25 protein-coding genes and 2 tRNA genes are annotated in these 22,022 nt (G+C 50.8%); 13 read left to right on the top strand and 14 right to left on the bottom strand.

Annotated features, from left to right (window positions below; genetic code table 11):
- Positions 1-62 precede the first annotated feature (62 nt).
- The gene (locus KNP67_RS12055) at positions 63-3,038 is read left to right on the top strand and encodes an SH3 domain-containing protein (RefSeq protein WP_214756690.1); all 2,976 of its coding nucleotides are present in this window, start codon (positions 63-65) and stop codon (positions 3,036-3,038) included.
- Between the two features lie 42 nt (positions 3,039-3,080).
- Here KNP67_RS12055 and KNP67_RS12060 read toward each other — a convergent pair whose 3' ends face one another.
- From KNP67_RS12060 to KNP67_RS12070, 3 genes are read right to left on the bottom strand one after another with little or no spacing between them, the layout of a single operon-like run.
- Entirely contained in the window at positions 3,081-3,494 is a 414-nt protein-coding gene (locus KNP67_RS12060; protein ID WP_021067838.1) for a hypothetical protein, read from the bottom strand.
- Positions 3,491-4,045, bottom strand: a complete 555-nt coding sequence (locus KNP67_RS12065; protein ID WP_021067839.1) for a hypothetical protein — start codon at positions 4,043-4,045, stop codon at positions 3,491-3,493. The genes KNP67_RS12060 and KNP67_RS12065 overlap by 4 nt, the downstream gene beginning before the upstream one ends.
- A gap of 2 nt (positions 4,046-4,047) precedes the next feature.
- Positions 4,048-4,407 carry a hypothetical protein gene (locus KNP67_RS12070; RefSeq protein ID WP_021067840.1) on the bottom strand — a complete coding sequence of 120 codons (360 nt, stop codon included), beginning with the start codon at positions 4,405-4,407 and terminating at the stop codon, positions 4,048-4,050.
- Positions 4,408-4,535: 128 nt separating this feature from the next.
- Between KNP67_RS12070 and KNP67_RS12075 the strand changes: the two genes are divergently transcribed.
- The 4 genes from KNP67_RS12075 to KNP67_RS12090 all read left to right on the top strand — a co-directional run bounded on the left by KNP67_RS12075 (position 4,536) and on the right by KNP67_RS12090 (position 6,284).
- Positions 4,536-4,609: transfer RNA gene (locus KNP67_RS12075), tRNA-Gly, on the top strand.
- A 16-nt stretch (positions 4,610-4,625) separates the two neighbouring features.
- Positions 4,626-4,699, top strand: a tRNA-Gly gene (locus KNP67_RS12080).
- Between the two features lie 180 nt (positions 4,700-4,879).
- Positions 4,880-5,680, top strand: coding sequence for an MBL fold metallo-hydrolase (locus KNP67_RS12085; RefSeq protein ID WP_021065283.1), 801 nt, complete (start codon positions 4,880-4,882; stop codon positions 5,678-5,680).
- A 397-nt stretch (positions 5,681-6,077) separates the two neighbouring features.
- Positions 6,078-6,284 (top strand): DUF3006 domain-containing protein, encoded by a 207-nt coding sequence (locus tag KNP67_RS12090; RefSeq protein WP_016508383.1) that lies wholly within the window; start codon positions 6,078-6,080, stop codon positions 6,282-6,284.
- Positions 6,285-6,325: 41 nt separating this feature from the next.
- Here the strand turns inward: KNP67_RS12090 and KNP67_RS12095 are convergent, their stop codons facing one another.
- Positions 6,326-6,880, bottom strand: a complete 555-nt coding sequence (locus tag KNP67_RS12095) for a peroxiredoxin family protein (protein ID WP_131472443.1) — start codon at positions 6,878-6,880, stop codon at positions 6,326-6,328.
- A 74-nt stretch (positions 6,881-6,954) separates the two neighbouring features.
- Here KNP67_RS12095 and KNP67_RS12100 point away from each other — a divergent pair, with 74 nt between their 5' ends.
- Positions 6,955-7,806, top strand: coding sequence for an aldose 1-epimerase family protein (locus tag KNP67_RS12100; protein ID WP_021065280.1), 852 nt, complete (start codon positions 6,955-6,957; stop codon positions 7,804-7,806).
- A 34-nt stretch (positions 7,807-7,840) separates the two neighbouring features.
- On the opposite strand, the gene KNP67_RS12105 is transcribed toward KNP67_RS12100, so the two are convergent.
- From KNP67_RS12105 to KNP67_RS12115, 3 genes are all read right to left on the bottom strand, one after another.
- Positions 7,841-8,059: a PspC domain-containing protein gene (locus KNP67_RS12105; protein WP_021065279.1), complete on the bottom strand. Its 219-nt coding sequence runs from the start codon at positions 8,057-8,059 to the stop codon at positions 7,841-7,843.
- A 27-nt stretch (positions 8,060-8,086) separates the two neighbouring features.
- Complete coding sequence (locus KNP67_RS12110; protein ID WP_021065278.1) at positions 8,087-8,791, bottom strand: NAD(P)H-binding protein; 705 nt, start codon at positions 8,789-8,791, stop codon at positions 8,087-8,089.
- Positions 8,792-8,870: 79 nt separating this feature from the next.
- Positions 8,871-10,112, bottom strand: coding sequence for an LCP family protein (locus KNP67_RS12115; RefSeq protein ID WP_214756691.1), 1,242 nt, complete (start codon positions 10,110-10,112; stop codon positions 8,871-8,873).
- 202 nt (positions 10,113-10,314) lie between these two features.
- Between KNP67_RS12115 and KNP67_RS12120 the strand changes: the two genes are divergently transcribed.
- Entirely contained in the window at positions 10,315-11,229 is a 915-nt protein-coding gene (locus KNP67_RS12120; protein ID WP_021065276.1) for a hypothetical protein, read from the top strand.
- A 191-nt stretch (positions 11,230-11,420) separates the two neighbouring features.
- Here KNP67_RS12120 and KNP67_RS12125 read toward each other — a convergent pair whose 3' ends face one another.
- The gene (locus KNP67_RS12125) at positions 11,421-11,648 is read right to left on the bottom strand and encodes a hypothetical protein (RefSeq protein WP_021065275.1); all 228 of its coding nucleotides are present in this window, start codon (positions 11,646-11,648) and stop codon (positions 11,421-11,423) included.
- 329 nt (positions 11,649-11,977) lie between these two features.
- Between KNP67_RS12125 and KNP67_RS12130 the strand changes: the two genes are divergently transcribed.
- A complete protein-coding gene (locus KNP67_RS12130; protein WP_131472439.1) occupies positions 11,978-12,847 on the top strand; it encodes a hypothetical protein in 870 nt (289 codons plus the stop codon).
- A 55-nt stretch (positions 12,848-12,902) separates the two neighbouring features.
- Here KNP67_RS12130 and KNP67_RS12135 read toward each other — a convergent pair whose 3' ends face one another.
- A complete protein-coding gene (locus KNP67_RS12135; RefSeq protein ID WP_021065273.1) occupies positions 12,903-13,274 on the bottom strand; it encodes a hypothetical protein in 372 nt (123 codons plus the stop codon).
- Positions 13,275-13,377: 103 nt separating this feature from the next.
- Between KNP67_RS12135 and KNP67_RS12140 the strand changes: the two genes are divergently transcribed.
- Positions 13,378-13,791, top strand: a complete 414-nt coding sequence (locus tag KNP67_RS12140; protein WP_131472437.1) for a VOC family protein — start codon at positions 13,378-13,380, stop codon at positions 13,789-13,791.
- A 9-nt stretch (positions 13,792-13,800) separates the two neighbouring features.
- Here KNP67_RS12140 and KNP67_RS12145 read toward each other — a convergent pair whose 3' ends face one another.
- A complete protein-coding gene (locus KNP67_RS12145) occupies positions 13,801-14,850 on the bottom strand; it encodes an NAD(P)/FAD-dependent oxidoreductase (protein ID WP_021065271.1) in 1,050 nt (349 codons plus the stop codon).
- A 189-nt stretch (positions 14,851-15,039) separates the two neighbouring features.
- On the opposite strand from KNP67_RS12145, the gene KNP67_RS12150 reads away from it, so the two are divergent.
- Both KNP67_RS12150 and KNP67_RS12155 read left to right on the top strand, forming a co-directional pair.
- Positions 15,040-15,888, top strand: coding sequence for an ABC transporter ATP-binding protein (locus KNP67_RS12150; protein ID WP_051627751.1), 849 nt, complete (start codon positions 15,040-15,042; stop codon positions 15,886-15,888).
- 107 nt (positions 15,889-15,995) lie between these two features.
- Complete coding sequence (locus KNP67_RS12155) at positions 15,996-16,550, top strand: methyltransferase family protein (RefSeq protein WP_021065269.1); 555 nt, start codon at positions 15,996-15,998, stop codon at positions 16,548-16,550.
- Between the two features lie 47 nt (positions 16,551-16,597).
- Here KNP67_RS12155 and KNP67_RS12160 read toward each other — a convergent pair whose 3' ends face one another.
- Both KNP67_RS12160 and KNP67_RS12165 read right to left on the bottom strand, forming a co-directional pair.
- Positions 16,598-17,407, bottom strand: coding sequence for a DUF368 domain-containing protein (locus KNP67_RS12160; RefSeq protein ID WP_131472435.1), 810 nt, complete (start codon positions 17,405-17,407; stop codon positions 16,598-16,600).
- A gap of 85 nt (positions 17,408-17,492) precedes the next feature.
- A complete protein-coding gene (locus KNP67_RS12165; RefSeq protein ID WP_242679030.1) occupies positions 17,493-18,059 on the bottom strand; it encodes a GNAT family N-acetyltransferase in 567 nt (188 codons plus the stop codon).
- Positions 18,060-18,159: 100 nt separating this feature from the next.
- On the opposite strand from KNP67_RS12165, the gene KNP67_RS12170 reads away from it, so the two are divergent.
- The gene (locus KNP67_RS12170) at positions 18,160-18,909 is read left to right on the top strand and encodes a sugar nucleotide-binding protein (protein WP_029596072.1); all 750 of its coding nucleotides are present in this window, start codon (positions 18,160-18,162) and stop codon (positions 18,907-18,909) included.
- 20 nt (positions 18,910-18,929) lie between these two features.
- Here the strand turns inward: KNP67_RS12170 and cypC are convergent, their stop codons facing one another.
- Positions 18,930-20,177, bottom strand: a complete 1,248-nt coding sequence (gene cypC / locus KNP67_RS12175; protein ID WP_353048278.1) for a CYP152 family fatty-acid peroxygenase CypC — start codon at positions 20,175-20,177, stop codon at positions 18,930-18,932.
- A 79-nt stretch (positions 20,178-20,256) separates the two neighbouring features.
- Here cypC and KNP67_RS12180 point away from each other — a divergent pair, with 79 nt between their 5' ends.
- On the top strand, positions 20,257-20,616 hold the full coding sequence (locus KNP67_RS12180) for a potassium channel family protein (RefSeq protein ID WP_131472430.1): 360 nt from the start codon (positions 20,257-20,259) through the stop codon (positions 20,614-20,616).
- A gap of 18 nt (positions 20,617-20,634) precedes the next feature.
- On the opposite strand, the gene KNP67_RS12185 is transcribed toward KNP67_RS12180, so the two are convergent.
- Complete coding sequence (locus KNP67_RS12185; RefSeq protein WP_021065263.1) at positions 20,635-21,993, bottom strand: alanine/glycine:cation symporter family protein; 1,359 nt, start codon at positions 21,991-21,993, stop codon at positions 20,635-20,637.
- Positions 21,994-22,022 lie beyond the last annotated feature (29 nt).

Below are 22,022 nucleotides of genomic sequence, written 5' to 3' on the forward strand. Positions count from 1 at the left end.
TTAGACCGCACACTAAAAGAATACTCATATTTTGATACGTATTCACCGAAAGGGGTAACACATTGAAGCCAACGATCACACGATTGAGCACGGCCGTCCTCATCTCTAGCACGGTGTTGAGTACGCTCGTCCCCGCTCATTCATATGCAGCAACATACGAAGGAACAGTGAATACATCGATTTTAAATGTTCGTTCCGCCACATCTACCACTTCGGATATTGTCGGGAAATTGACCGAAGGCGAAACCGTTCAAGTGTATACGACGAACGACAACTGGGCTCAAATTGAATTCGAAGGCGAAAAGCGCTACGTATCGTCGACTTATTTGACACTCAAATCGACCGTCACGAAAACGGCGACGACCGCCTCGACGACGGCGACGTCTGCTTACAAGGCTGATGCGAACGTCAACTTGCGCTCATCGACATCGACGTCTGCCACCGTCTTGACGACCATCCCGAAAGGCGCGACCGTCACTTATATCTCTTCGCATGGCGCAACCGGTTCATGGATGAAAGTGACGTACGGCAAGTACACCGGTTACGTCGTAGCTCGATACTTTACGCCGTCGGCTCCTGTCGAAACACCATATTACGCGAACAAGACAGCGGTGCTATACAACTCGACCGGTTCGGGCGCGACGAAACTCGCGACGATTCCGGCTGGTGCCAAAGTGACGCATCTCGCCTCACTCGGCGCGACCGGCTCATGGTTTAAAATCCAATATGGCACGAAAATCGGCTACGCTCCATCCCGTAACTTCTCGACGTCACTATTGACTCCAGATACGTCGACGCCTGAAACGACGACGCCTTATTTTTCAATCACAAACGTCGCCCTTTATAACAGTTCGGCCTCAGGCGCGACGAAGATCGCGACCATCCCTTCGGGGGCCCAAGTCGAACAAATCGCAATGGCAGGACTCAGTTCGTCCTGGTTCAAGATTCGTTACAATGGCGTCACCGGCTATGCCGCAGCCCGTAACTTCTCGAAGACGAAGCCGGAAGTCGTCGTACGAACGCCTTATTACGCCGCTCGCGATCTCGTCTTGTATAAATCGTCTGCCTCGGGTGCAGATCGTCTCCGGACCATCCGCGCCGGCAGTAAAGTGACACAAGTGTCGGATGCTGGACTCGCGAGCTCATGGTTTAAAATCGAGTATGACGGTGTCACCGGCTATGCCGCCGCTCGCAATTTCTCGACGACACCACCAGAAGTGATTGTCATCAAGCCTTATTACGCGATTCGGAACGTAGCGATGTACAGTTCGTCCGCCTCGGGCGCAACGAAAATCGATACGATTCCATTCGGTGCGAAAATCGAACAAATCTCTCAAAGCGGATTATCGAGCTCATGGTTCAAAGTCCGCTATGACGGGAAAACCGGTTATGCCGCTTCACGTCACTTCTCAGTCGAAAAACCGGAGGTGATTGTCGTGACAGATTACTACACGACGCAACGAGTCGTCCTCTATGACCGGTCGGCATCACCGAAAACAAAAATCGCAGTCATTCCGACAGGGACAAAAGTTCAGCAAATTTCTGAGGCCGGATTGACCAGCTCGTTGTATAAAATCAAGTACGGCTCGCTCACGGGCTATGCGACCGCGAGTTACTTTGCGGACAAGCCGCCAGTGCCAGAAGAACAGCTCGAATCAGAACGTGAAGTCGAGGTCGTCGTCGCGAACAACGGGACGCTGAACGTGCGCAATAAAGCAGTTGATGGCGCCGTCATCGGGACGCTCGCGAACGGGACGGTCGTCAAAGTGAAGCCAATCGTCGGTAGCGACTGGGGGGTCATCTCATATCTCGTCAACGGCTCGCTCGTGAAAGGGTACATCTCCCTCACGTATACGAAACCGTACACACCGCCTGTCGCCGGCAGTAAGGAAATGGTCATCACCGAAACGGCCTATCCATACACGCTCGCATCGATGGTGACGACGCAACGCAACGTGTTCGCCCAGTCGGACGCCTTCCGGGCTGCGAACGCCTATGTACCGAAAGCGTATATCACTCGCGCGACACCGACCGCCACGACAGGGACGATCAGTTCGACGGAACTCATGACGACTTCATTCCAATATTTGAAGGCAACCGCTTCAACAGCCGCAGCAAACTTGGGCGGCTTGTCGACGAATACGAAACTTGAGTACCTCGGCACACAAAAAGTCGGTTCGACGACTTGGTATAAAGTAAAATCGGGTCTACTGACCGGATACGTCAGCGCTGCCAACGTCGCTGGTAATGTCAAGGTATTGAAAGACGCTTCTATGACAGCTCACTCGTTCGGGGTGCTCAACCCAGGTGAGACGGTGAGCATCACTGGTGAGCTCGGTCAATATTACACAATCAGCTACTATCGCCCGAGTGGATACAACATTCGCGTCTATGACCGGTCTTGGCGTCTTGCGACGGATGAGGAAATCACACGTCACGTGTCACCGTCTTCGTTCGCCACGACGTCACGGGAATATTTCCAGTTCCTCGATTTGTCGAAGGGGGCCGATTTGACGGCGCCGGTCTTGAACAAGTCGCTCGTCGGTAAAGGGATTTTAGATGGACGGGGTCAAGCGTTCATCGATGCGTCACGTACGCACAACGTCAACGAAATTTACCTATTGTCGCATGCATTGCTTGAAACCGGTCATGGGACGTCCGCCCTCGCCACCGGGACAGTTGTCTCGAGCGTCGACGGCAAGGCCGTCACACCGAAGACCGTCTACAATATGTACGGAATCGGTGCGATTGACGGGAACGCCCACGTCAAAGGGGCTGAGCGCGCTTATAAAGAAGGTTGGTTCACACCGGAAGCCGCCATCATCGGCGGTGCCAAGTTCATCGGGGATTCGTATATTAACAACCCGAGCCGGAAACAGAACACGCTCTATAAAATGCGCTTTAATCCATCAAATCCTGGGACGATGCAATATGCCACGGATATCGCTTGGGCGACGAAACAAACCGCCAACATCTACAACATGTATCAACAGCTCGACGCCTACACGCTTTACTTCGAAGTTCCAAAATTCCAGTAAGACACAAAGAGACACGCAGCCGACTTTGGCGCGTGTCTCTTGTTATGTCCATTCAATGGAGTCGATAATCGATTCAATCTCTACTTTTTCATTCGTCACTTCATCGGCGACGTACGTCAAAAACAGGAGTCGTTTCCCGTCTGTGAGTGACCAGACGTCGAGATGCATCCCGTCCTCGATTCCGCTCGCATAGGCCGTCGTCATACCGCCTGCCTCCGTCGTGACGCTCGGGGCGACTTTGACGTCAATCGGGAACTCGCCTAAAAATGTGTTCAACTCTTGGAGAGCCGCGTCGCTCGGCGCTTGCTCTTCCTCGGCTTCATAGATGGACATCTGAAGCGTCCCTTGGGCGTCGGCTTCTACCGAATAAAAGCTGACATGGTCTTCTTCTTCATTGTATTCAAAGTGTTCTGGGTAGGATAGACGGATCCAACCGTCAATCTCGTATTCCTTCATGCTGTTTGCTCCTTCGTCTTCTTAAATGCTAGACCTGTCACCATCTTCGCTTGGAGCGCATATTTGAGGCGCTCGGTCACGTAAAGACGTTGACTGTTTTGGTCTTGGGCAATCATGTGCCCGAATAAGTTCAATCTTACGGTTTGATGTGATAAAAAATAGAGTCGGTCCGGGTCTAACGGTCGATATTCGCCTGAATCTTCGAGATGCTCAATCTCGAAGCGACGCAATACGTTGAGCGCGCAATATTGATCCGTCTTCCCGGTGCTCGTGTGCAACTCGACTCGAACAAGCTGAATATCGTATGGGCATAGGTTCATAAAAATTGGACCGATTCGTTCATGGATGAGCAACACTCCCATATCCGTCTCAATCAAATCGGGGAGTGCCTGCTTGTCTTGTGAGATGCTCAAGACGACATAAGGACGTTCAGTCGGTGCGAGCAATTCCCCTTTAAAAAAGCGGAATCGTTGGATGCCGGTCAATACACGGGCTCGCCAGGCACTGCCCCGAGCTTCCGCTTCAATCCGATATAGCCTTTCTCGACTCACGACTACTCCCCCTTCAATTGTTTGAGCGACGCGACGAATCGTTCCCACTCCTTGTCGTCACAGACGACCTTACTTTCAATTCCCCATTCTTCCTCGATCTTCAAACGTACTTCGTTCGTTTCGAGATGACGCGTGAGCTGAAGTGCCCCAATTTGAACGGATAGCGGTTCGACGATGAACTCATTCGTCGCCGGGCCGATCCATTTCAATCGTTCCGTTCGAAGAATCACCTGCCAGTCCGACTCGCGATTAATCGAGAACATCCATTGGCGAAGCTTCGTCTCGTGGTTGAGTTGTTTGGATTGTTTCATCATCCGAAACCCTTCGCTCATCATCTGTAAATAGGATTTACGCTCACTCATGCCCCATCCACTCCTCTCCTCTATTATCTTAGCAAGACGACCTAGCCGCAACAACCAATGTTTTTTCAAAAAAGGGTTTGCAAAGCTAAAATCCTGTGCTATTATATTACCGTAACGTTAAGCGTTTCGCGGGTGTAGTTTAATGGTAAAACCTCAGCCTTCCAAGCTGATGACGAGAGTTCGATTCTCTTCACCCGCTCCATTTTAAAATTTCATATGCGGGTGTAGTTTAATGGTAAAACCTCAGCCTTCCAAGCTGATGACGAGAGTTCGATTCTCTTCACCCGCTCCAATTACCGACATATACGCGAGAATTTGCTCGCACACATAACCGCACGGTGTCCCGTGCAACAAGCAGAACGTCATTCGACGTTCTGCTTTTTTTGTTTTTCAGCATAATAGCACCGAATTCAACAACGCTTAAATGACGTTAATTCGGGAAAAGGATGGAAGACAAGAAGGAGGGATTCCTGTGATTCAAGTACGTCTTCAACCGTTCACCGTATACGAGAGTGCTTTGATGCGCACGACTTCGACGTTAATTGAGACGAACGAAAGCTTGATTGTGATTGATCCGACCTGGTTGCCCGAAGAAATCGCCACGATTCGCCGGGACGTCGAATTACGACGCCGGGGGAAAAAGCTGTATGTCATCTATACGCATCAGCACTATGACCATATCATCGGGGCTTATGCGTTCCCCGATGCCACCGTCATCGCGTCTCAAGCGTTCGTCGAGACGGATGCGAGTTCTCAGCTCGATGAGATTCAATCGTTCTACGAACAGTATTACATCGATCGTCCCATCATCAAACCTGCTGTTGATATTATGATTTCGGAAGATGGTACCCTCGCCCTCGGCTCTACGCCCATCACGTTCTTATTGACGCCTGGTCACGAGTCGACCCACATGTCTTTAATCGTCGAGCCGTTACGTCTGCTCGTGTGTGGCGATTATGCCTCCAATATCGAGCCCCCGTTCATCGAACACGATGCCGAGGCGTATTTGACGTCGTTGCAGAAACTTCAAGCTGCCATTTACGAGTATGAGATTCGGTGGCTCATTCCTGGCCACGGCGACTTGTGTGACGACCGTAGCAAAATGATGGAGCGACTGAGCGCCGCCGAAGAATATATCCTCGCCTTGCCAGAAGAACGCGTCTGGTCTCCGCATTGGCCCGAACACGCTTTCTTCCAGCGCGTCCATGAACGTAATCGGAAGCACGTCGAGCAAAAAGCAAAAGATCGCGAGTCGCGGCAACAAGATTATTGACACAAAAAAATCGCAACGTCTCCCCAAGACGTTGCGATTCCCCCCTATTATGTAGACCTATTTCTTTGTGACGCGTTCTGAACGGACCGTGAACATACGGTCAATCCCATAAATGGTCACGCCGGTGACAGCGAGCAACCCAATCATAGCTGATGAAAACATTGACCATACCCCCATTGTTCACAAATTCGTCATAATCACCCCGTGCCTTCATTATAGAAGAAAATAATTCAAAAAGAAAGCGTTTTCTTCAAAGTTTCTTCACAATTCTGTCACGCTTCTGTTTTTACTTTTGCTTGTCTAGCCTTGCGCAAATATGTGTAGGTTTTGTGGAATGTGGGAATACACTCTATAAGAATAAAAGAGACAGAAAGCTGTTCGTTGAGGAGGAAGAGGCATGATCAAGTATGGCACGTTGGTGCGGGTCGAAGGGAAGTATGCCGTGTTACGTTGGAACAACGGCTCGAGCTTTATCCCAAGACGATTCTTGCCATCAGAAGCACGTGTTGGCGATACCATCATTCGAGATAACCACCATTACTATCTCGAAGAAGACATGACACCCAATTTCGATGCGCTGATTAAACAACATTATAAAAAGTAGACAAAGACAGACCGGTTTCTTTCCAGTCTGTCTTTGTCCGTTCATTTCGTTCGGTCATGCAGCCAGTCGAAATCGACTGGTCCGACTTGTTTGGCCGTGATGATGCCGTCTGGCCCAATTACGTAGGTGGTCGGGAGCGCGACGACACGATACGTCTTCTCCACCGTCCCCGTCTCGTCCAATAGGATCGGGAAACTGACCGGCACTTCCTGTAAAAACGCATCGACGTCTCGTTTACCGAGCCGCTCGTTTTTCGTCGCATTCACTCCGAGCACAGGGATGCCTGTATCTTCGCCGAATTCAATCAACTCTGGCAACTCTTCCCGACACGGTGGACACCACGTCGCCCAAAAGTTCAGGATGACTTGTTGCCCTTCATAGTCGGCGAGGGACACCGGCTGCCCCTCCGTCGTCTCGAGCTCGAACTGTGGCGCCCGCTGTCCGACTTCAAGACCACCGAGCACGCCGTCGTCCGTGGCGACTTCGACCGTCGGCTCACTCGCTTGGCTCGTCTTGTACTCGTCGTAACCTTTATAAGCCAATCCTCCAATGAGGCCGGCCATGATGAGACTGATTGCTAGTTTATGAAATCGCATGATTTACCCCTTGTTCTGTGGACTGTTCACTCCTAAACTTAACTTATCACATCATTCAAAGGAGAGTAACTATCTTGCAACTTCACAATGAGAAAGTTAGCCTCACCCTAAAAGCGCACGGCGCCGAAATGACAAGTTGGAAAGTCGAAGGAACGGAGCTCCTTTGGCAAGGCGACCCGACGTATTGGGGGCGGCAAGCCCCAATCCTATTCCCTTTCGTCGGAAGGCTGCTTGACGACCGCTACTTATATGAAGGACTGACATACACGATGAGCCAACACGGATTTGCACGAGACGAACTGTTCGAGGTCGCCGAGGCTTCGGACACACACGTCCGGTTCATTCTTCGTGATTCGATCGAGACCCGTAAACACTATCCGTTCTCATTCGAACTGAACGTCATCTATCGCTTGATCGGCGAAGAGTTGAATGTGACGTACCACGTCGTCAATCGGGATGATGTCGTACTCCCATTCAGCATCGGCGGACATCCGGCCTTCAACATTCCGTTTGCCGGGGGCACGTTCGAAGACTATACGATTGACTTTGGGGAGACACGAACACTCGACCGTCTCTTGCTCGAAGGACCTTACTTGACGGGTGCTTATCAACCGCTTGGGGAACGTCGTTATATCCCGTTGACGCATCATTTGTTCGACCAGGACGCCCTTATCTTTGAACAAATCGAATACGCGGCGCTCCGGCATCAGCCGAGCGGCCGGGCCATCGTCATGGAATCCCCCCAGTTCACCCACTTCGGCATCTGGTCACCTCCACATTCCGACGCCCCGTTCGCCTGTCTCGAGCCGTGGTTCGGACATGCCGACTATAAAGGGCACCGGAAAGACATCCTCCATAAGGAAGACATGCAACTGCTCGAACCAGGCGAGTCGTTCGAAGCGACTTACACCTTGTATATGGAATGAAAAACGTGCTGACCGCTATGGTCAGCACGTTTTGTTAAAAGCGACTGTCTTGCTCCGCCTCATACTCTGAAGGCGGTTTTTTCATGACGATGGCGAGGACGATATAAATCAGAAGACCTGGACCTCCAAATAGGGCGAGAACGACGAAGATGATTCGCATCAATGTCACATCGACACCTAAGTAGTTCCCGAGTCCCGAACAAACACCAGCAATCATTTGATTCGACGGATCTTTATACAGTTTTCGTTCCATCAAGACACCTTCTCCTCCAGTTTTTCGTTAACGCTGTGGTCGACGGAGCGTCGTTCTGCCACCTGTCGCCACTTCTCCACGACTGTCGAAATCGAGCGCATCGTTGATTGGTGTACTGCCTGATTTGACTTCAATCCGACGTCCGTACAAGCCTCGATTATCGAGCGAGGCGGCGATGATAGTCGCGACGTCCGTTTCAGAAATCGTTGCGTCACTCGCATCACTCAAATCTTCTGATGCCTCAATCGAGCCTTTCCCTGGACCATCTACGATTGTCACTGGGCAAATGATCGTGTAGTTCAAACCGCTATGTTCGATATACTCGTCAGCCGCATTGTTAGCAGACAAGAAGTTGAAATGTTCTTTTGGTGCAGCGTCTGGTTGATCGGCGCCGTAAGCGCTGAGCAAAACGACGTGGCGGACCCGTTCTTTTTTCGCAGCATCGATAGCTTTCATGGCGACGTTGCGGTCCAGCAGTTCGATTTCTTTGCTCGAACCTTCTGCCCCAGCCGTTGCTGCGATGATGACGGCATCCTGTCCGGAAGTCGCCTCGTGTATCCCTTTATCCAATTCTTTCTCGACGTCGACGGTGAGCACACGCGCACCCATTTTTTCATACTCTGCCTGTAGTTCAGGATAACGAATTAAAGCGGTCACTTGATGCGTTTTCGCTAAACTTTTCAATACACGTCTACCGATCTTTCCTGTTGCTCCAATGACTAAAACTTTCATTCAAATTTCCCTCCTCAAAAGAGTAGTTCATTTGATTAAATTTCCTCTTTCGGGATGGAATCAAACCCTTTTCGCAAAATTATCTAACAGTTCCCCACATCGTTAAGTCGAGGGCATCGCGAACGGCTTGAACACTCGCTTCGGTCGGTTGATAGTAATAGACGTTATCGATGTAGGCGTCTTCCCCTTCGATTTGAAGTTTGTCCACCTGTGGTTGTAGCACCATCGTCATTCCGATTGAAGCCATTTGCAACGGGTTCATCTCAAGCCCCATCTCGTCTTTCATAAAGCGATACGTTGCCGGGATTTTTGTCCAGCCTGTTGGACTGGCCAATTTATCGGCGACGGCTGACATGACCTCGGTCTGTCGATTCGATCGCGCCCCATCCGTATCTGTTTTCCGATGACGAGCATAGGCGAGCGCCATATCTCCGTCCATGGCGTACGAGACACCTTCCGTGTATTCATACGTCTGATTGAAGCCTTTCTCACTGAACGAGTGGGTCGCCGTCACGTTGACGCCGCCAACCAAATCAATCAGTTCCATGAACGTTTCGAACGTGATGATGACTTGACCGTCGACAGACGCTTCGGTCAATCCCTCTACCGCTCCAACGGTACAGTCAGCACCGCCATAGGCGAACGCATGGGTGATTTTATCGCCTTCTCGCTCTGGTTCACAAGGAATCGCCGTATACGTGTCACGTGGAATCGAGACGTTTTGGACAGTGCGGGAACGTGGCACGAATTCCATCAGCTGTAACGAGTCGGTCCGTGATCCTGATAACGATTCTCCGACCCGGGCATCGCTGCCCATGACTAAAAACGTGACCGGACGTGTCGCCATATAGCCGGCCCCAATCATCAAGAGCAACAGGACGAGAAGCAATTTCCCTTTCCATTTGCGACGGCGTGGTTTTTCCTTCGGAGCGGCCGTCTCCCGTTTGGCGTGCGTCCGTTCCGGCTCTCGTGTTTTCTGTCTAGGCTCACGTCGTTCATCTCGGCGCGGCTTCGACTTACGCTTCTTACCGAAGGGAAGACTTAGTTTCGGTTTTTTGACGTTGAGCGATTTCTTCTTGCGTTCCGACGGCGTTTCCTCCGAACGATTTAAAAACGGATGCTCGCCCTGCCCTGTATCTGTCGGTCGATTCGAATCATTGTTAAACTTGTCTTCTACTTGCCCTTGGTGCTGGGGCGTCTCGTGTCGAGTCTCTTCATCTAGTCGAGCTTGTTCGTCTAGCCGGGCTTGTTCGGTTAATCGTTCGCGTTCAAGCTCCCGTTTCCGTCGTTCGACACGTGATAAGTGTTGATCGTCATTCATATGCTGTACCTCTAGTATGGTTAGATTTTTCTACATTATCATCGACAAACGCTATTCTGACAACGTTTAGCGCAAAAATCCGTCTTAAGCATGAGACGGAAGGGTTGTTTTGAATCGAAACCGGGAAAGGAATAATAATTGGTGTCTGCCCATCTGTGGATGGATAGATTGTTCGACGTCCTCTCGAAAGGAGGGAGAGCTAATGCGTATCGGGAAGTTACGGATGTTGCTGGAACAATACGGTGAAGCCACGCTTCGCGATGTAATTGTCGAGATGTATCGCAACATCCCAAAAACCGTGATTGAAGAGAAAGACATCGACTTTATGGTCAGCCAGTTCACGCGCTATAAAGAACAAAAGTCGTCAGACGAACGTCATTCGCTCTCACAGACCATCATCCTCGCTGAGCGCTTTGTCGAATTGGCATATGACCATTTATATTTAGTACCCAATCAAGTGATGAGCGAACGGGATCAAAAAAACTGGTACATTCACGCTAAAAAGATTATTCGCGACCTCGTCCATTACGCTGACGATGAGCCCGAGGCTCGGACGATGTATGAAGAAATGTTTTTGTTGCTGTCGTCTTCAGCGGGAGAAGAACCTCTATTCACGACAAGTGACCCGTTTCGACTATTAAAATTGTCTCAAACCACGATGTTATCCCAACTGATTCAATATTATCAACTCGACGCCCCCGCCCCTGCCGTTTGGATCGATCGGTCTTTGTATACCGCGCTCCACGTCCCAAAAGATGTCGATTCCACCCGGGTCGATTTGCTCTCGACCCTCCTCGAGCAATCGTATAGTATAGCTGAATGGAACTTGCTCCACGAACGCCTCACCACGTTGTGCGACCGTACGTTAGCGAAAGCCCAGACAGACGATAATGCGCTCGCCGATTATCAAGCTTTAAAAATGCTCGAGCTAGAATTGCTCGTCGAACGCGGCTTGTTATCTGAGGCCGAACAAAAATTGTTCGCCGAATATATCCCGTTCTTCTCGCATCGTTCTGAACCGTTCAAAGTGTATGTCAATATGCTTGAAAGTCATGGACATACGAATGAAACGAAACGATTGCGTCGTCTCGCCAAAGAAAAGCGCATCCAGTTGTAACCTCATGCTGCATACGAAAAAAAGGGAGTCAATCGACATCGTCGGTTGACTCCAATACATGATATGAACGAGGGGTGTTCATCTGAAAAGGAGGGGAAGTTGGTGCAGAACTTCCTTCCTACACGTTTAGTATAAATCAGATTTGAAACCGCTTCCGTTTTAGATATTGCATTTTTGTGAACGTTTTCACGTTATTCGATGGCATTAATGATTCCAAGACCGATGACGGACAGTAACACGATCAGCACAAAAATAAAGACCATCTCATTCGGGGAGCGAAACCCCTCATATAGTTCTACCGCCTCGTCGACGATGACATTCTCGTGGACCACAATCGGTTCTTCTGTATCCGCTTGAGCCACGAGCGGCGTCCCCGCCAACAGCACTACTATCAACCACAAGCCTGTCAAATATCGCATAGTCGTCTCCTCGGTTCGTTTCTTTACATCAATTATAGCATGTCGATTTCAAAGTCATGACACGGTTTTCTTCGTTCCCCCCCAGTTAAATAATTCTCACACCCATTTCCGTTTAAAAAGATCTGGTTTTGTTTTTTTCGATTCAGTTTGATACAAACCTATTTCTGAAGCCATTCTCCTGTTCTTTTTAAACGGGACTCTCAGGAAAATGCCTTAAATTCATCCCTATTTTAACCAAATAATGTTCATCATTTTAATACGAGCATTTTAAAGTGGTAACGCTTACAATTTAAGGGTGTTCCAATAAATGTAGAAAGTAGGTTGCTTTCATGAAGCACACCTTTATCGTCAAAGAAAGCCGACAACTCAAGCCCCATGAACGGTCCATGCTCCACTCTCTCTATCCAGCAGGTCAACTTCCACATCTTTTCTGTCTGCCTGCCGACTGCTACCACTATACTGGATGGTTTCGTAACAAGCCAGTCGCCGCTGTCACAGTTGACTGCAAGGATTTCAAAACCTCGCATTTGATTCGCTTGAGCGACACCACTTGCAAAAATCGCATGATGTTAAGCGGTTTAATCGATCAGGTCCTGTTCCAACTTCGATTAGAGGTTCGTCACAACACAACGGTTTCGGTAACTCTCCCAACTGACGCACCAGGCAATTTGTTGAATGGTTTCAAGGACATTGGATTTCTTCCCCACCTCGAGGCGACGTCGTTTGAGTTCCCTTTCGTTCCGTACACAAAAACAACTTTTGACCAATGGCAATTTTGTATAGAGTATCCGGAGACGCATGGAGATTGGTTACGAAAACGAAATCAATATTTCTGGCTCTTGCCTGGAGCCGTGCCTCTTACGACTCGGGCACTTGATATGCTCCATCGAAGGCAAACAATCTTTTATTCGTTAAAATGGAAAGGCACCGTGGTCGGTACGATGTATGGCGAGATTAAGCAAGGTCAATTGTACCTCCACGAGTTGCATATCGTTGGCCAAAAAGAATTTACTCAGGAAGGCATCTCATTTTTTCAGCAATCATACTATGATAAATTTAAAAAGACAGAATTGATGAGTGTCACTGCCACTTCGATGCAGACACACGTCCTACACGCTTTATACGAGCAAGGTGCCCGTCCAACGCCATCATCCACTTATACATTATTGAAGTACTTGACCCCAGCGCGAACCGATTAATAAAAAAACACGAAACGTCCGCGGTCCGTCAATCAGACTCGTTCGTTTCGTGTTTTTATTCGGCAGCGTTTGTCGAATCCATCGCGAGCGGTGGCATCTTTTCAAAGAGATCGGTCCGAAGACCCGTATCACGTCGGTCCAACGATTCAATCCGGTCGAACTGAATTTCACGATCCGTCACACTGAACCAGTACGTGATGTGGGGCTCGTCTGTAAACCGCAGGGCGTAGTTCGAACCGTTCAAGTGAAAGTCCACTTCTGTGGATAGAAGTTCAGATGGGCCAATTTTTTTATGGGTCGTCAAGCGTTCCAGAACGACTTGCTCTTCATTGATCCGATAGTCGACAAACGTCGCAAGTGAGAGTCCAAACACAAATGACACCAGCGCGAACGCGCTGACCAATCCAAGAGTGATCTTACCGTTCATTTCGCCGTCCCTCCCTCTTTTAGTATATCGGATTCCGACAAAACGTTGTGAAGTGACAATTTGTTCAAGTTTCGTCAAACTAGAGCGAGAGGAGGGAACAACCATGCACATTGACCATACCGGAATCGCCGTCCGTGACTTAGACGAGGCGATCACATTTTACACGACCGTTCTACAAGGAAAGTTGGTCGACCGTTATACGAACACAGCCATCGGCGTCGAGACGGAGATTGCCGTCATCCACGTGGGTGACGACGTAATTGAACTGTTATTGCCGACGAGTCCGACCAGCCCAATCGCTCGCTTCATGAAAGCGCGTGGTAAAGGTGTTCACCATATCGCCTATCGCGTCGAGGATTTGGACGAGTCAATCGAGTCACTTAAACGTGACGGTGTAACTTTTTTAGAGGACACGTTGCGGACGACGGCCAAAGGCCGGCGCCTCATCTATATGGACCCCCGTCATTCCGGAGGCGTCATCGTCGAACTATGTGATTATCCAACAATAAAGCAGTGAGGGCTCCCCTCACTGCTTTTGTAATGCCTGTTCGATGATATCCCGGTTCTTCGTTTTCAATCGTTCGTTATGGGATGATACCATTGCGGTTTTCGTCGCGTCCGGATCGATGAACGTTTTCGCTCGGTTGACAGCGTTGGCCGCATCTTGGAAAGCACCCGCAATCAGATGGACTTTCCCTTCATGCGTCAAAATGTCGCCCGCTGCGTATAGACCTGGCACCGACGACTCACTGCTCGCATTGCCTTTCACGTAAAAATCGTTCACCATCTCGACTTGAAGCTCACATTCCCCGAGAAGCGCTGTATCCTGCTCATACCCATGATTGATGACGACCTCGTCCACTTCCACAACCTCGCGGGCGCCTGTTCCGCAATCGACGAGAGCGACGGCATGAATCGTCGTCCCGTCCCGGGAAATCAAATCCTCGATTTGCGTATGCAATCGACAGTCGACACGTCCACAGAGGAGCTTATCGACTTGCGACTCATGTCCTTTAAGCGCCTCTTTTCGATACGTCAAAATGACACGCTCGGCAATCGGTTCAAGCTCGTTGGCCCAATCGATCGCACTGTTGCCGCCACCCGAAATCAACACCGTCTTCCCTTTGAACGCCATGAGCGATTTGACCGTATAGTGTAAGTTGGAGACCTCGAAGCGCTCCGCTCCGCTAATATCAATTTTCTGCGGTTGCAGGATACCACTTCCTGTCGCGACAATGACCGTTTTCGATCGATGTTGCCCGTGCGTCGTATCCAATACGAAATGGCCATCGTGATCTTTCGTCATCGATTCGACCTTTTCTCCGAGCACGACGGTCGGGTCGAACGTCAAGCCTTGTTCTACCAGTTGTTCGATGAGTCGAGCCCCGGTCGTCGGCGTGACACCCCCGACGTCCCAAATCATCTTCTCTGGATAGACATGGATTTTCCCGCCGAGATGCGGTTGAAACTCAATCAATTTCGTTTTCATCCCCCGCAATCCGCTGTAAAACGTCGCATATAGCCCGGCCGGTCCGCCTCCAATAATCGTTACATCATATAGGTCCTGTTCGCTCATCGTCCTCACCCTTCCTCAAAACTCCTGCGCCATTGATTCTCATTCTCATTCACTATACCGCGAATTAGACCGCTCGACAATCTATTTTGACATCAAACAAACATTGACACGATGTGTCGCACTTGCTATAGTAAACTCGATATTGAGAATCATTATCACGGGCGTCATTTACGGAAAGGGGAATCCATCATGTCACGGATACATACGACGGATATCGAGGTCGGATATGGGGACAAGACGATTGTAAAACAATTGAGCTTGTCGATTCCCGACCATAAAATCACGACGATTATCGGACCGAACGGTTGTGGAAAATCGACGCTCTTAAAAGCGATGACACGGATTCTTTCTCCATCTGCTGGCGCTGTGCATTTAGACGGGGCCGACATCGCGAAATGTAATACGAAAGAGATTGCCCGTAAAATGGCCATCTTGCCGCAAACGCCGGAAGGTGCCGGCGGCTTGACCGTCGGCGAACTCGTCTCCTACGGTCGATTCCCTTATCAGTCCGGATTTGGACGCCTCTCGAAACATGACCATGAAGTCATCGATTGGGCACTCGATGTGACCGGGACGCTCGCTTATAAAGACCGCAGCGTCGACGCCCTGTCTGGGGGACAACGTCAACGCGTGTGGATTGCGATGGCACTCGCCCAAGAGACCGATTTAATCTTCTTGGATGAACCGACGACTTACCTTGATTTGGCCCATCAGCTCGAAGTGCTCGAACTGCTCGAAACGCTCAATCGAGAGCAAGGGCGGACCATCGTCATGGTGCTCCACGATTTGAACCAGGCCGCTCGCTTTGCCGATCATATCGTTGCGATGAAAGACGGCGAGGTGCTCGCGACCGGTTCGGCTGAGGAAGTCATTTGTCCGCTCGTGCTCAGACAAGTGTTCCATATCGATGCCATCATCGGGCGTGACCCCCGGACCGAAAAACCGATGTGTCTCACTTACCATTTGATTAAAGATGAGCTAAAAGAAGCGCCCCCTGCCCAGCAGGCCGCCGCAACTTTGCTTGCCAATGCCCGTTAGGCTTTCTTGACGTCCCGCACATCGCGAGACGTTTTTTCGATTCCTGCACGTTAGTGAGGAGGAAGACACGGGTAATACATCGAAGGTATTGAAAAAGGAGGCACGTTATGGATTGGCTCGATGGATTATTTGTTCTCACCTCGGTCGCTTGGCTATATGAAATTTGGCGATACCGAAACCGGTCCGAACCGACCGATGGTGCCAGTGAGCACGCTAGTTTTTATATCGTCTCATTGATGATGGTTACCGTATTCGCTATCTCGATCGGACTTTCTGTTTGGACCGATACACGTCAGGCCACACTGCAACGCCTGCTCGGCCTGAGCGGGTTCATCGCCGGTGTCTCACTTCGCTATTGGGGCATCCGACAATTGCGCCATCAGTTCACCCGCCACGTCGTCGTCCGGCCCGCGGATGAGCTCGTCAGTTCGGGACCGTATCGTTATTTACGCCACCCCCTCTACACGGGGCTCTTATTTATCACGTTCGGATTTTCACTCTTTTTCGCGCCTTGGACGATTGCTCTCGTCGGTACATGTTTGATGAGTCTCGCTCTCTTATGGCGCATCCATATCGAGGAGAAAATGTTGACATCTCACTTCGGTGTGACGTATCAGACGTGGGCCAAGTCACGTAAACGCTTGATCCCGTTCATTTATTAAGCAAAAAACATGCACGCTCGTCTTCATTGACGGGCGTGCATGTTTGGTTAAACGGAGAAACGTCCAAGTAGACGGACGATGATGAATCCAGCGAAGAACGAGAGGACACTGAGTATCCACATGATTGTCGTGTCCGGCAGACCTGGGAATACGACCGCAAGCGAGCCGATGACCAACCCGATGATGACCGAAAACGTCATGCCCGGAAAATGACCGAGCAAATAGCGAATCACTTTACTGCTGACGATAAAACCGACGGCCACTCCAAGACCGACGATGCCGATAATGAGCAGGTTCAAGTTCGACAACGCGCTGATGACGGTCGGATACACCCCGATCAAAAGCAATACGAATGAGCCACTGATTCCCGGCAACAACATCGCCATACTGCCGAGCCATCCTGAGAAGAACAAGAGAATCGTCGTCCCTGTCGAGAGTTCCGTGATGATGGCCGTATCTGCTGGTTTGATGATTGCCATGCTGGCCACAAGAATCGCTCCGATGACCATCGCGACGATATGCACCGGTCGCATAATGGCTCTCGTTCGAAATTCAAAGAAGAGCATCGGGATAATCCCGAGAATCAATCCGATGAAAAAGAACTGGGTCGGTTCATAATATTCGAGCAAGAGGAACTCAATCACGCGGCTGAGTCCTAAAATCGCCCCTGCCATTCCAATCCCGAGCGGAATCAAGAACAACAAGTGCTGTTTCCAATGCCGACTGAAGATACCGCTGATGGCTTCAATCAAACGGTCATAAATTCCTAAAATGACTGCAATCGTCCCGCCGCTGACGCCAGGAATCAAATCACTCGTTCCCATCGCGATGCCGCGCAACATATTCTTCCACTCCATACACAATCTCCTTTTTCTCTCTCAATGTGATCAAGCATATAGTATAGCCGAGTCCAGATCGGTTTGCATCGGTTTCGTGACGTGTTCAGGCGTTCTCGCTTACCGTAAACGTCATATAATCGAACCGTCCCCCGGATATCTCAATCTCTTTCTCTTTCATAAAGCCGAGACGTTCATACAATCGACCTGCTGCCGGGTTCGTCTGATCGACGTTGAGCGTGACGCGAGGAATGTTCATGGCACGCGCATGAGCAATCGCCTGTTGAATCAAGCCCGTCCCAATCCCGCGTCCGCCGAACGTCGCGTCGACGGCGACCGAGTCGATATACAGGACGTCGCCTTCCGTTTCGACATCCAACTCGTCAGACTGACCGTTTGTCCGGAGCCAAGCTTTAATCGGTTCATCGAGCATTGCCGCCTGCTCGCCATGATACGCAATCAGGATGCCTGCAATCGTCGCATCGGATTCGGCCACCCATATGTTCTCGTAGCTCAAGCGGTTGCCAGGCTGACCAATCCACATCGCGAGTCGAACGAGCATGTGCTCTTGATCGGATGTGCCGGTCAATGAATAGGCGATTTCATGAATCGCCGTATAGACGAGCGGTGCAATCTGCAACTGATCGTCCGGTGTCGCTTTTCGAATATTCATCATTATCGCCTCCACTCAACAGTCTAGCATAAAGCTGTCCACAAAGGGTTTGTCAGTTCATGAAGTGTGGGATGATAGAAACAAAAGGGAGGAATGCATGATGAAAGCAATTTTAACAGGTATGAACGGGACCGTCGCCCCTGTCGTCGCCGAGACGTTAACGCGGCATGGCATCGAGCCCGTGGCCTGGGACCGAACGAAAGTATCGACCACAGATGAGGCCGAGATGCGACGTTTCATCGAATCGGTGCGTCCGAACTACTTTCTTCATATCGGGATGGGTGCCGTCGAATGGGCCGACACGCTAGCTCGGCTATGCGGAGAATATAAGATTCCATTTCTCTTCACGAGCACCGTCTCGGTGTTCTCTGACAACGTGACAGGGCCAATCACACCGGACATGCCTCCTGACGCGACCGATGAATACGGGGCCTATAAGCGGGCCTGCGAAGAGACGATTGCCCGGACCAATCCTGGTGCCCAAATCGTACGGCTCGGTTGGCAAATCGGGCATCGTGCCGGTTCGAATAACATGATGGATTATTTCGAGAACGAGATGAAACGACATGGCGTCATCGTCGCGAGCGCTCACTGGTACCCGTCTTGCTCGTTTTTGGAAGACACGGCCGATGCCTTGTTCGAGATTTTGACGAAGCGAGGGCCCGGGCTGTACCAATTGAACGGCAATTCGAGTCACTCTCTGTATGACATCGCGATGGCGCTCAAAGAGTCACATGATACGTCGTGGCAAATCGAACAGACTGATGAACCGAAACGTGATAATCGAATGGTCGATACGAATATCACGATTCAACCGATTACAAAACGGCTAGCGTTACACACGAAATGAGTCGCCCGCGGGCGACTCATTTATTTGTTCTTTCGAATTTGATTCAGCACGAAACGGCTCTTCGGTAAACTCGGAAAGTCGACAAAGCTATAACTGAGGTCTTGCGGAGGCACCTCGTAACGGTAACGTGTTAGGAACACGTCGATCGTCTCGCGCATGATTGCAATCGTCACGTGCTCCCCCGCACAGCGGTGTCCGAAATCGACATCCCCGCCGCCTTGCGGAATGAACGTGAACGGACTTTCCGTCCAGTCTTTGAACCGATCGGGGTTGAATGTATCCGGTTCCGTCCACAAGGAAGGGTCATGATTCGTCCCATATAAATCGAGCAAGACGAGCGTCCCTTCTTCGAACGTAAATCCGTTCCACTCGAAATCTTGCTTGACCCTCGCAGCGGTCACGGGGAAAAATGGATAAAAGCGTCTCACTTCTTGGACGAACCATGTCGGTTCGGTCTCACCACGCGCCAATCGGTCCCGCGCTTCCGGAAATTGGTGGAGCGCCAATACAGTGAACAACACATAAATCGAGACAGCCACGGTCGGGCGCAATATATTGATTACTTCGACAGCAACGACGTCGGCCGGAAGCAGATGACCCGCTTCATCCCGATGCCAAGAAAATTCGTATAACGCCGTTTGTTCGTTTGGGAGAAGCCGGTTCGTCCGCACTTCTTCGACCATGCCACGCACCCACGCCTCGGCCGAGGAGCGGGCCGCTCGCCCCCGAACATGTTTTGGTCCGAGGGCAGTCCCAGATTCAAATAACAATTTCATCTCGTCCGTCCGACGCGCTACTTCGCTTTCATGGAGCGGGACCCCGGCCCATTCACAGACGGCCCGCATGAGAACTTCTTGCGCCGTGTCATAGAGCACCGTCTCGTCAGCTGCCGCGTCGAGCGCCCGTTCCCACTCCCGGCTGACCAGCTTCGTTAACCGCTTGATATTTTGTGGGAACATGAGCGCCATGAACATCTGTTTGCGATGTGTATGGGCCGAGCCGTCTAACGTCTGCACACCATCCTCACCGAATAGTGTTTTCAGCAACCGTTTCGGTGCCGCATCTTTGCGCACGAACTTGTCCGCGTCATAAAACAAGGCTGCCGCCTCGCCGCCTCCGAGACAGATGACGCGTTCGCCGAGCAAGCGTGTTTCAAACAGAGTGGATTGAAAGCTCTTCCGACGGTTCGGGACGTATAAGTATCCTTCCCGTAGGAACGCCAGGCTATGATCGAGCCCTTCTTCTTTTGGAATCAGTCGTGTCATCATGATCATCCTCTCCAGTTTTGCTATAAAGGATGTTCCCCTGTTGCTAGCGAACAAACCTATAGGGAAAGGAGGAAATGAAATGCTATCTTTCATCTTGACGTTCCGGCGCATGTTCCGCGGGATTTGGCGTGGCTTGAAGGATGCGGAGTTTCAAGTCTTGTTCAGTCTCGCCTTCCTGACCATCCTCTCCGGGACACTGTTCTACTCACGCTTCGAAGACATGCGTTGGCTCGATGCCCTGTATTTCAGTATCGTCACACTCACGACAATCGGCTATGGGGATTTTGTCCCGACGACCGATATCGGCAAAGTGTTCACGATCGGCTATGTCATCACGGGTGTCGGCATCATGGTCGGTTTCATCACGAAAGTGTTCGACCATCTTCAACAAGCACGGCTCGAAGAGGTTCGCAAACGCAATACGCCACCGTCCCCGTAAGGATGGTGGCGTATTGGTTTAAGAAGCTTTTCGATTTCGATTTTCGAGTTCGAGCTGTTGATTGAATCGCTTCGTTTCAGCAATGACGACACCCGACAAGAACAGTAAGCCAATCAAGTTCGGGATGGCCATCAAACCGTTGAACACGTCCGAGAGCGCCCAAACCAAGTTGAGGTTCGTCGTCATCGCACCGAGACCGGCCACGAGAACGAACGCAATCCGATAAGGAAGAATCGATTTTTGACCGAACAAGTAATGAATCGACCGTTCCCCGTAGTATGACCACCCGAGCACCGTCGAGTAGGCGAACATGACCAGTCCAATCGTCACGATATAACCGCCGGCCGGTCCAAGGAATTGCTCGAACGTCGCCGTCGTCAATTCGACCCCCTCGAGGCCCGAACCGATTTGACCGCCCATGACGAGCGTGATTCCCGTGACAGAACAGACGATGAGCGTATCGAGAAACACTTGCGTCATCGAGACGAGCGCCTGACGTCCCGGCATATCCGTTTTAGCAGCCGCTGCGGCAATCGGCGCCGAACCGAGACCTGCCTCGTTCGAGAAGACGCCGCGCGCCACACCGTAACGAATGGCGGCCCCGATGGCTCCGCCACCGATTGCTTCGGCACTGAACGTGCTGCTGAAGATGAGGGCGATGGCATCCGGAATGAGCGTGTAGTTCATCACCATAATCAACAATCCGCTGCCGAGATAAAAGACGATCATGACTGGTACGAAGTAACTGACGACGCGACCGATTGATTTGACACCGCCCAAGATGACCGCGCCTGTGAAAATCATAATCAAGATACCAGAGACATACAACGGCACGTCAAAGGTCGTCTTGAGCGCCATCGCGACCGAGTTCGTCTGCACCCCGTTCCCAATCCCAAATGCCGCGAGCGAGGCGAATCCTGCGAATGCGACGGCGAGCCAACGTTGCTTCAAGCCACGTTCTAAGTAATACATCGGCCCCCCGGCCATTTGTCCGCGTTCATCGGTCACCCGATATTTAACGGCGAGCACGGCTTCGGCGTATTTCGTCGCCATACCGAAAAATCCGGATACCCACATCCAGACGATCGCCCCCGGTCCACCGAGCACGACCGCGGTCGCAACCCCGACGATATTCCCCGTACCGACGGTTGCTGCGAGCGCCGTCATGAGCGCTTGGAAGTGACTGATATCCCCTTTCGATGTTTTGTCTTGATTTTTAGAAAACGCGAGCTTCAATGCGTACGGCAACTTCGTGACTTGAAGTCCCCCGAGCCGTACCGTCAAGTAGATGCCTGTCCCCACAAGCAAAATCAATAACGGTGGTCCCCACACAAAGTTCGAAATCGTACCGATGAGTTCACTGAACGATTGACTCATATTGAATTCCCCTTCCCCTTATGTAATCG

The organism is Exiguobacterium sp. s157 (assembly GCF_018618205.1).
In the GTDB taxonomy this organism is placed as follows: domain Bacteria; phylum Bacillota; class Bacilli; order Exiguobacteriales; family Exiguobacteriaceae; genus Exiguobacterium; species Exiguobacterium chiriqhucha.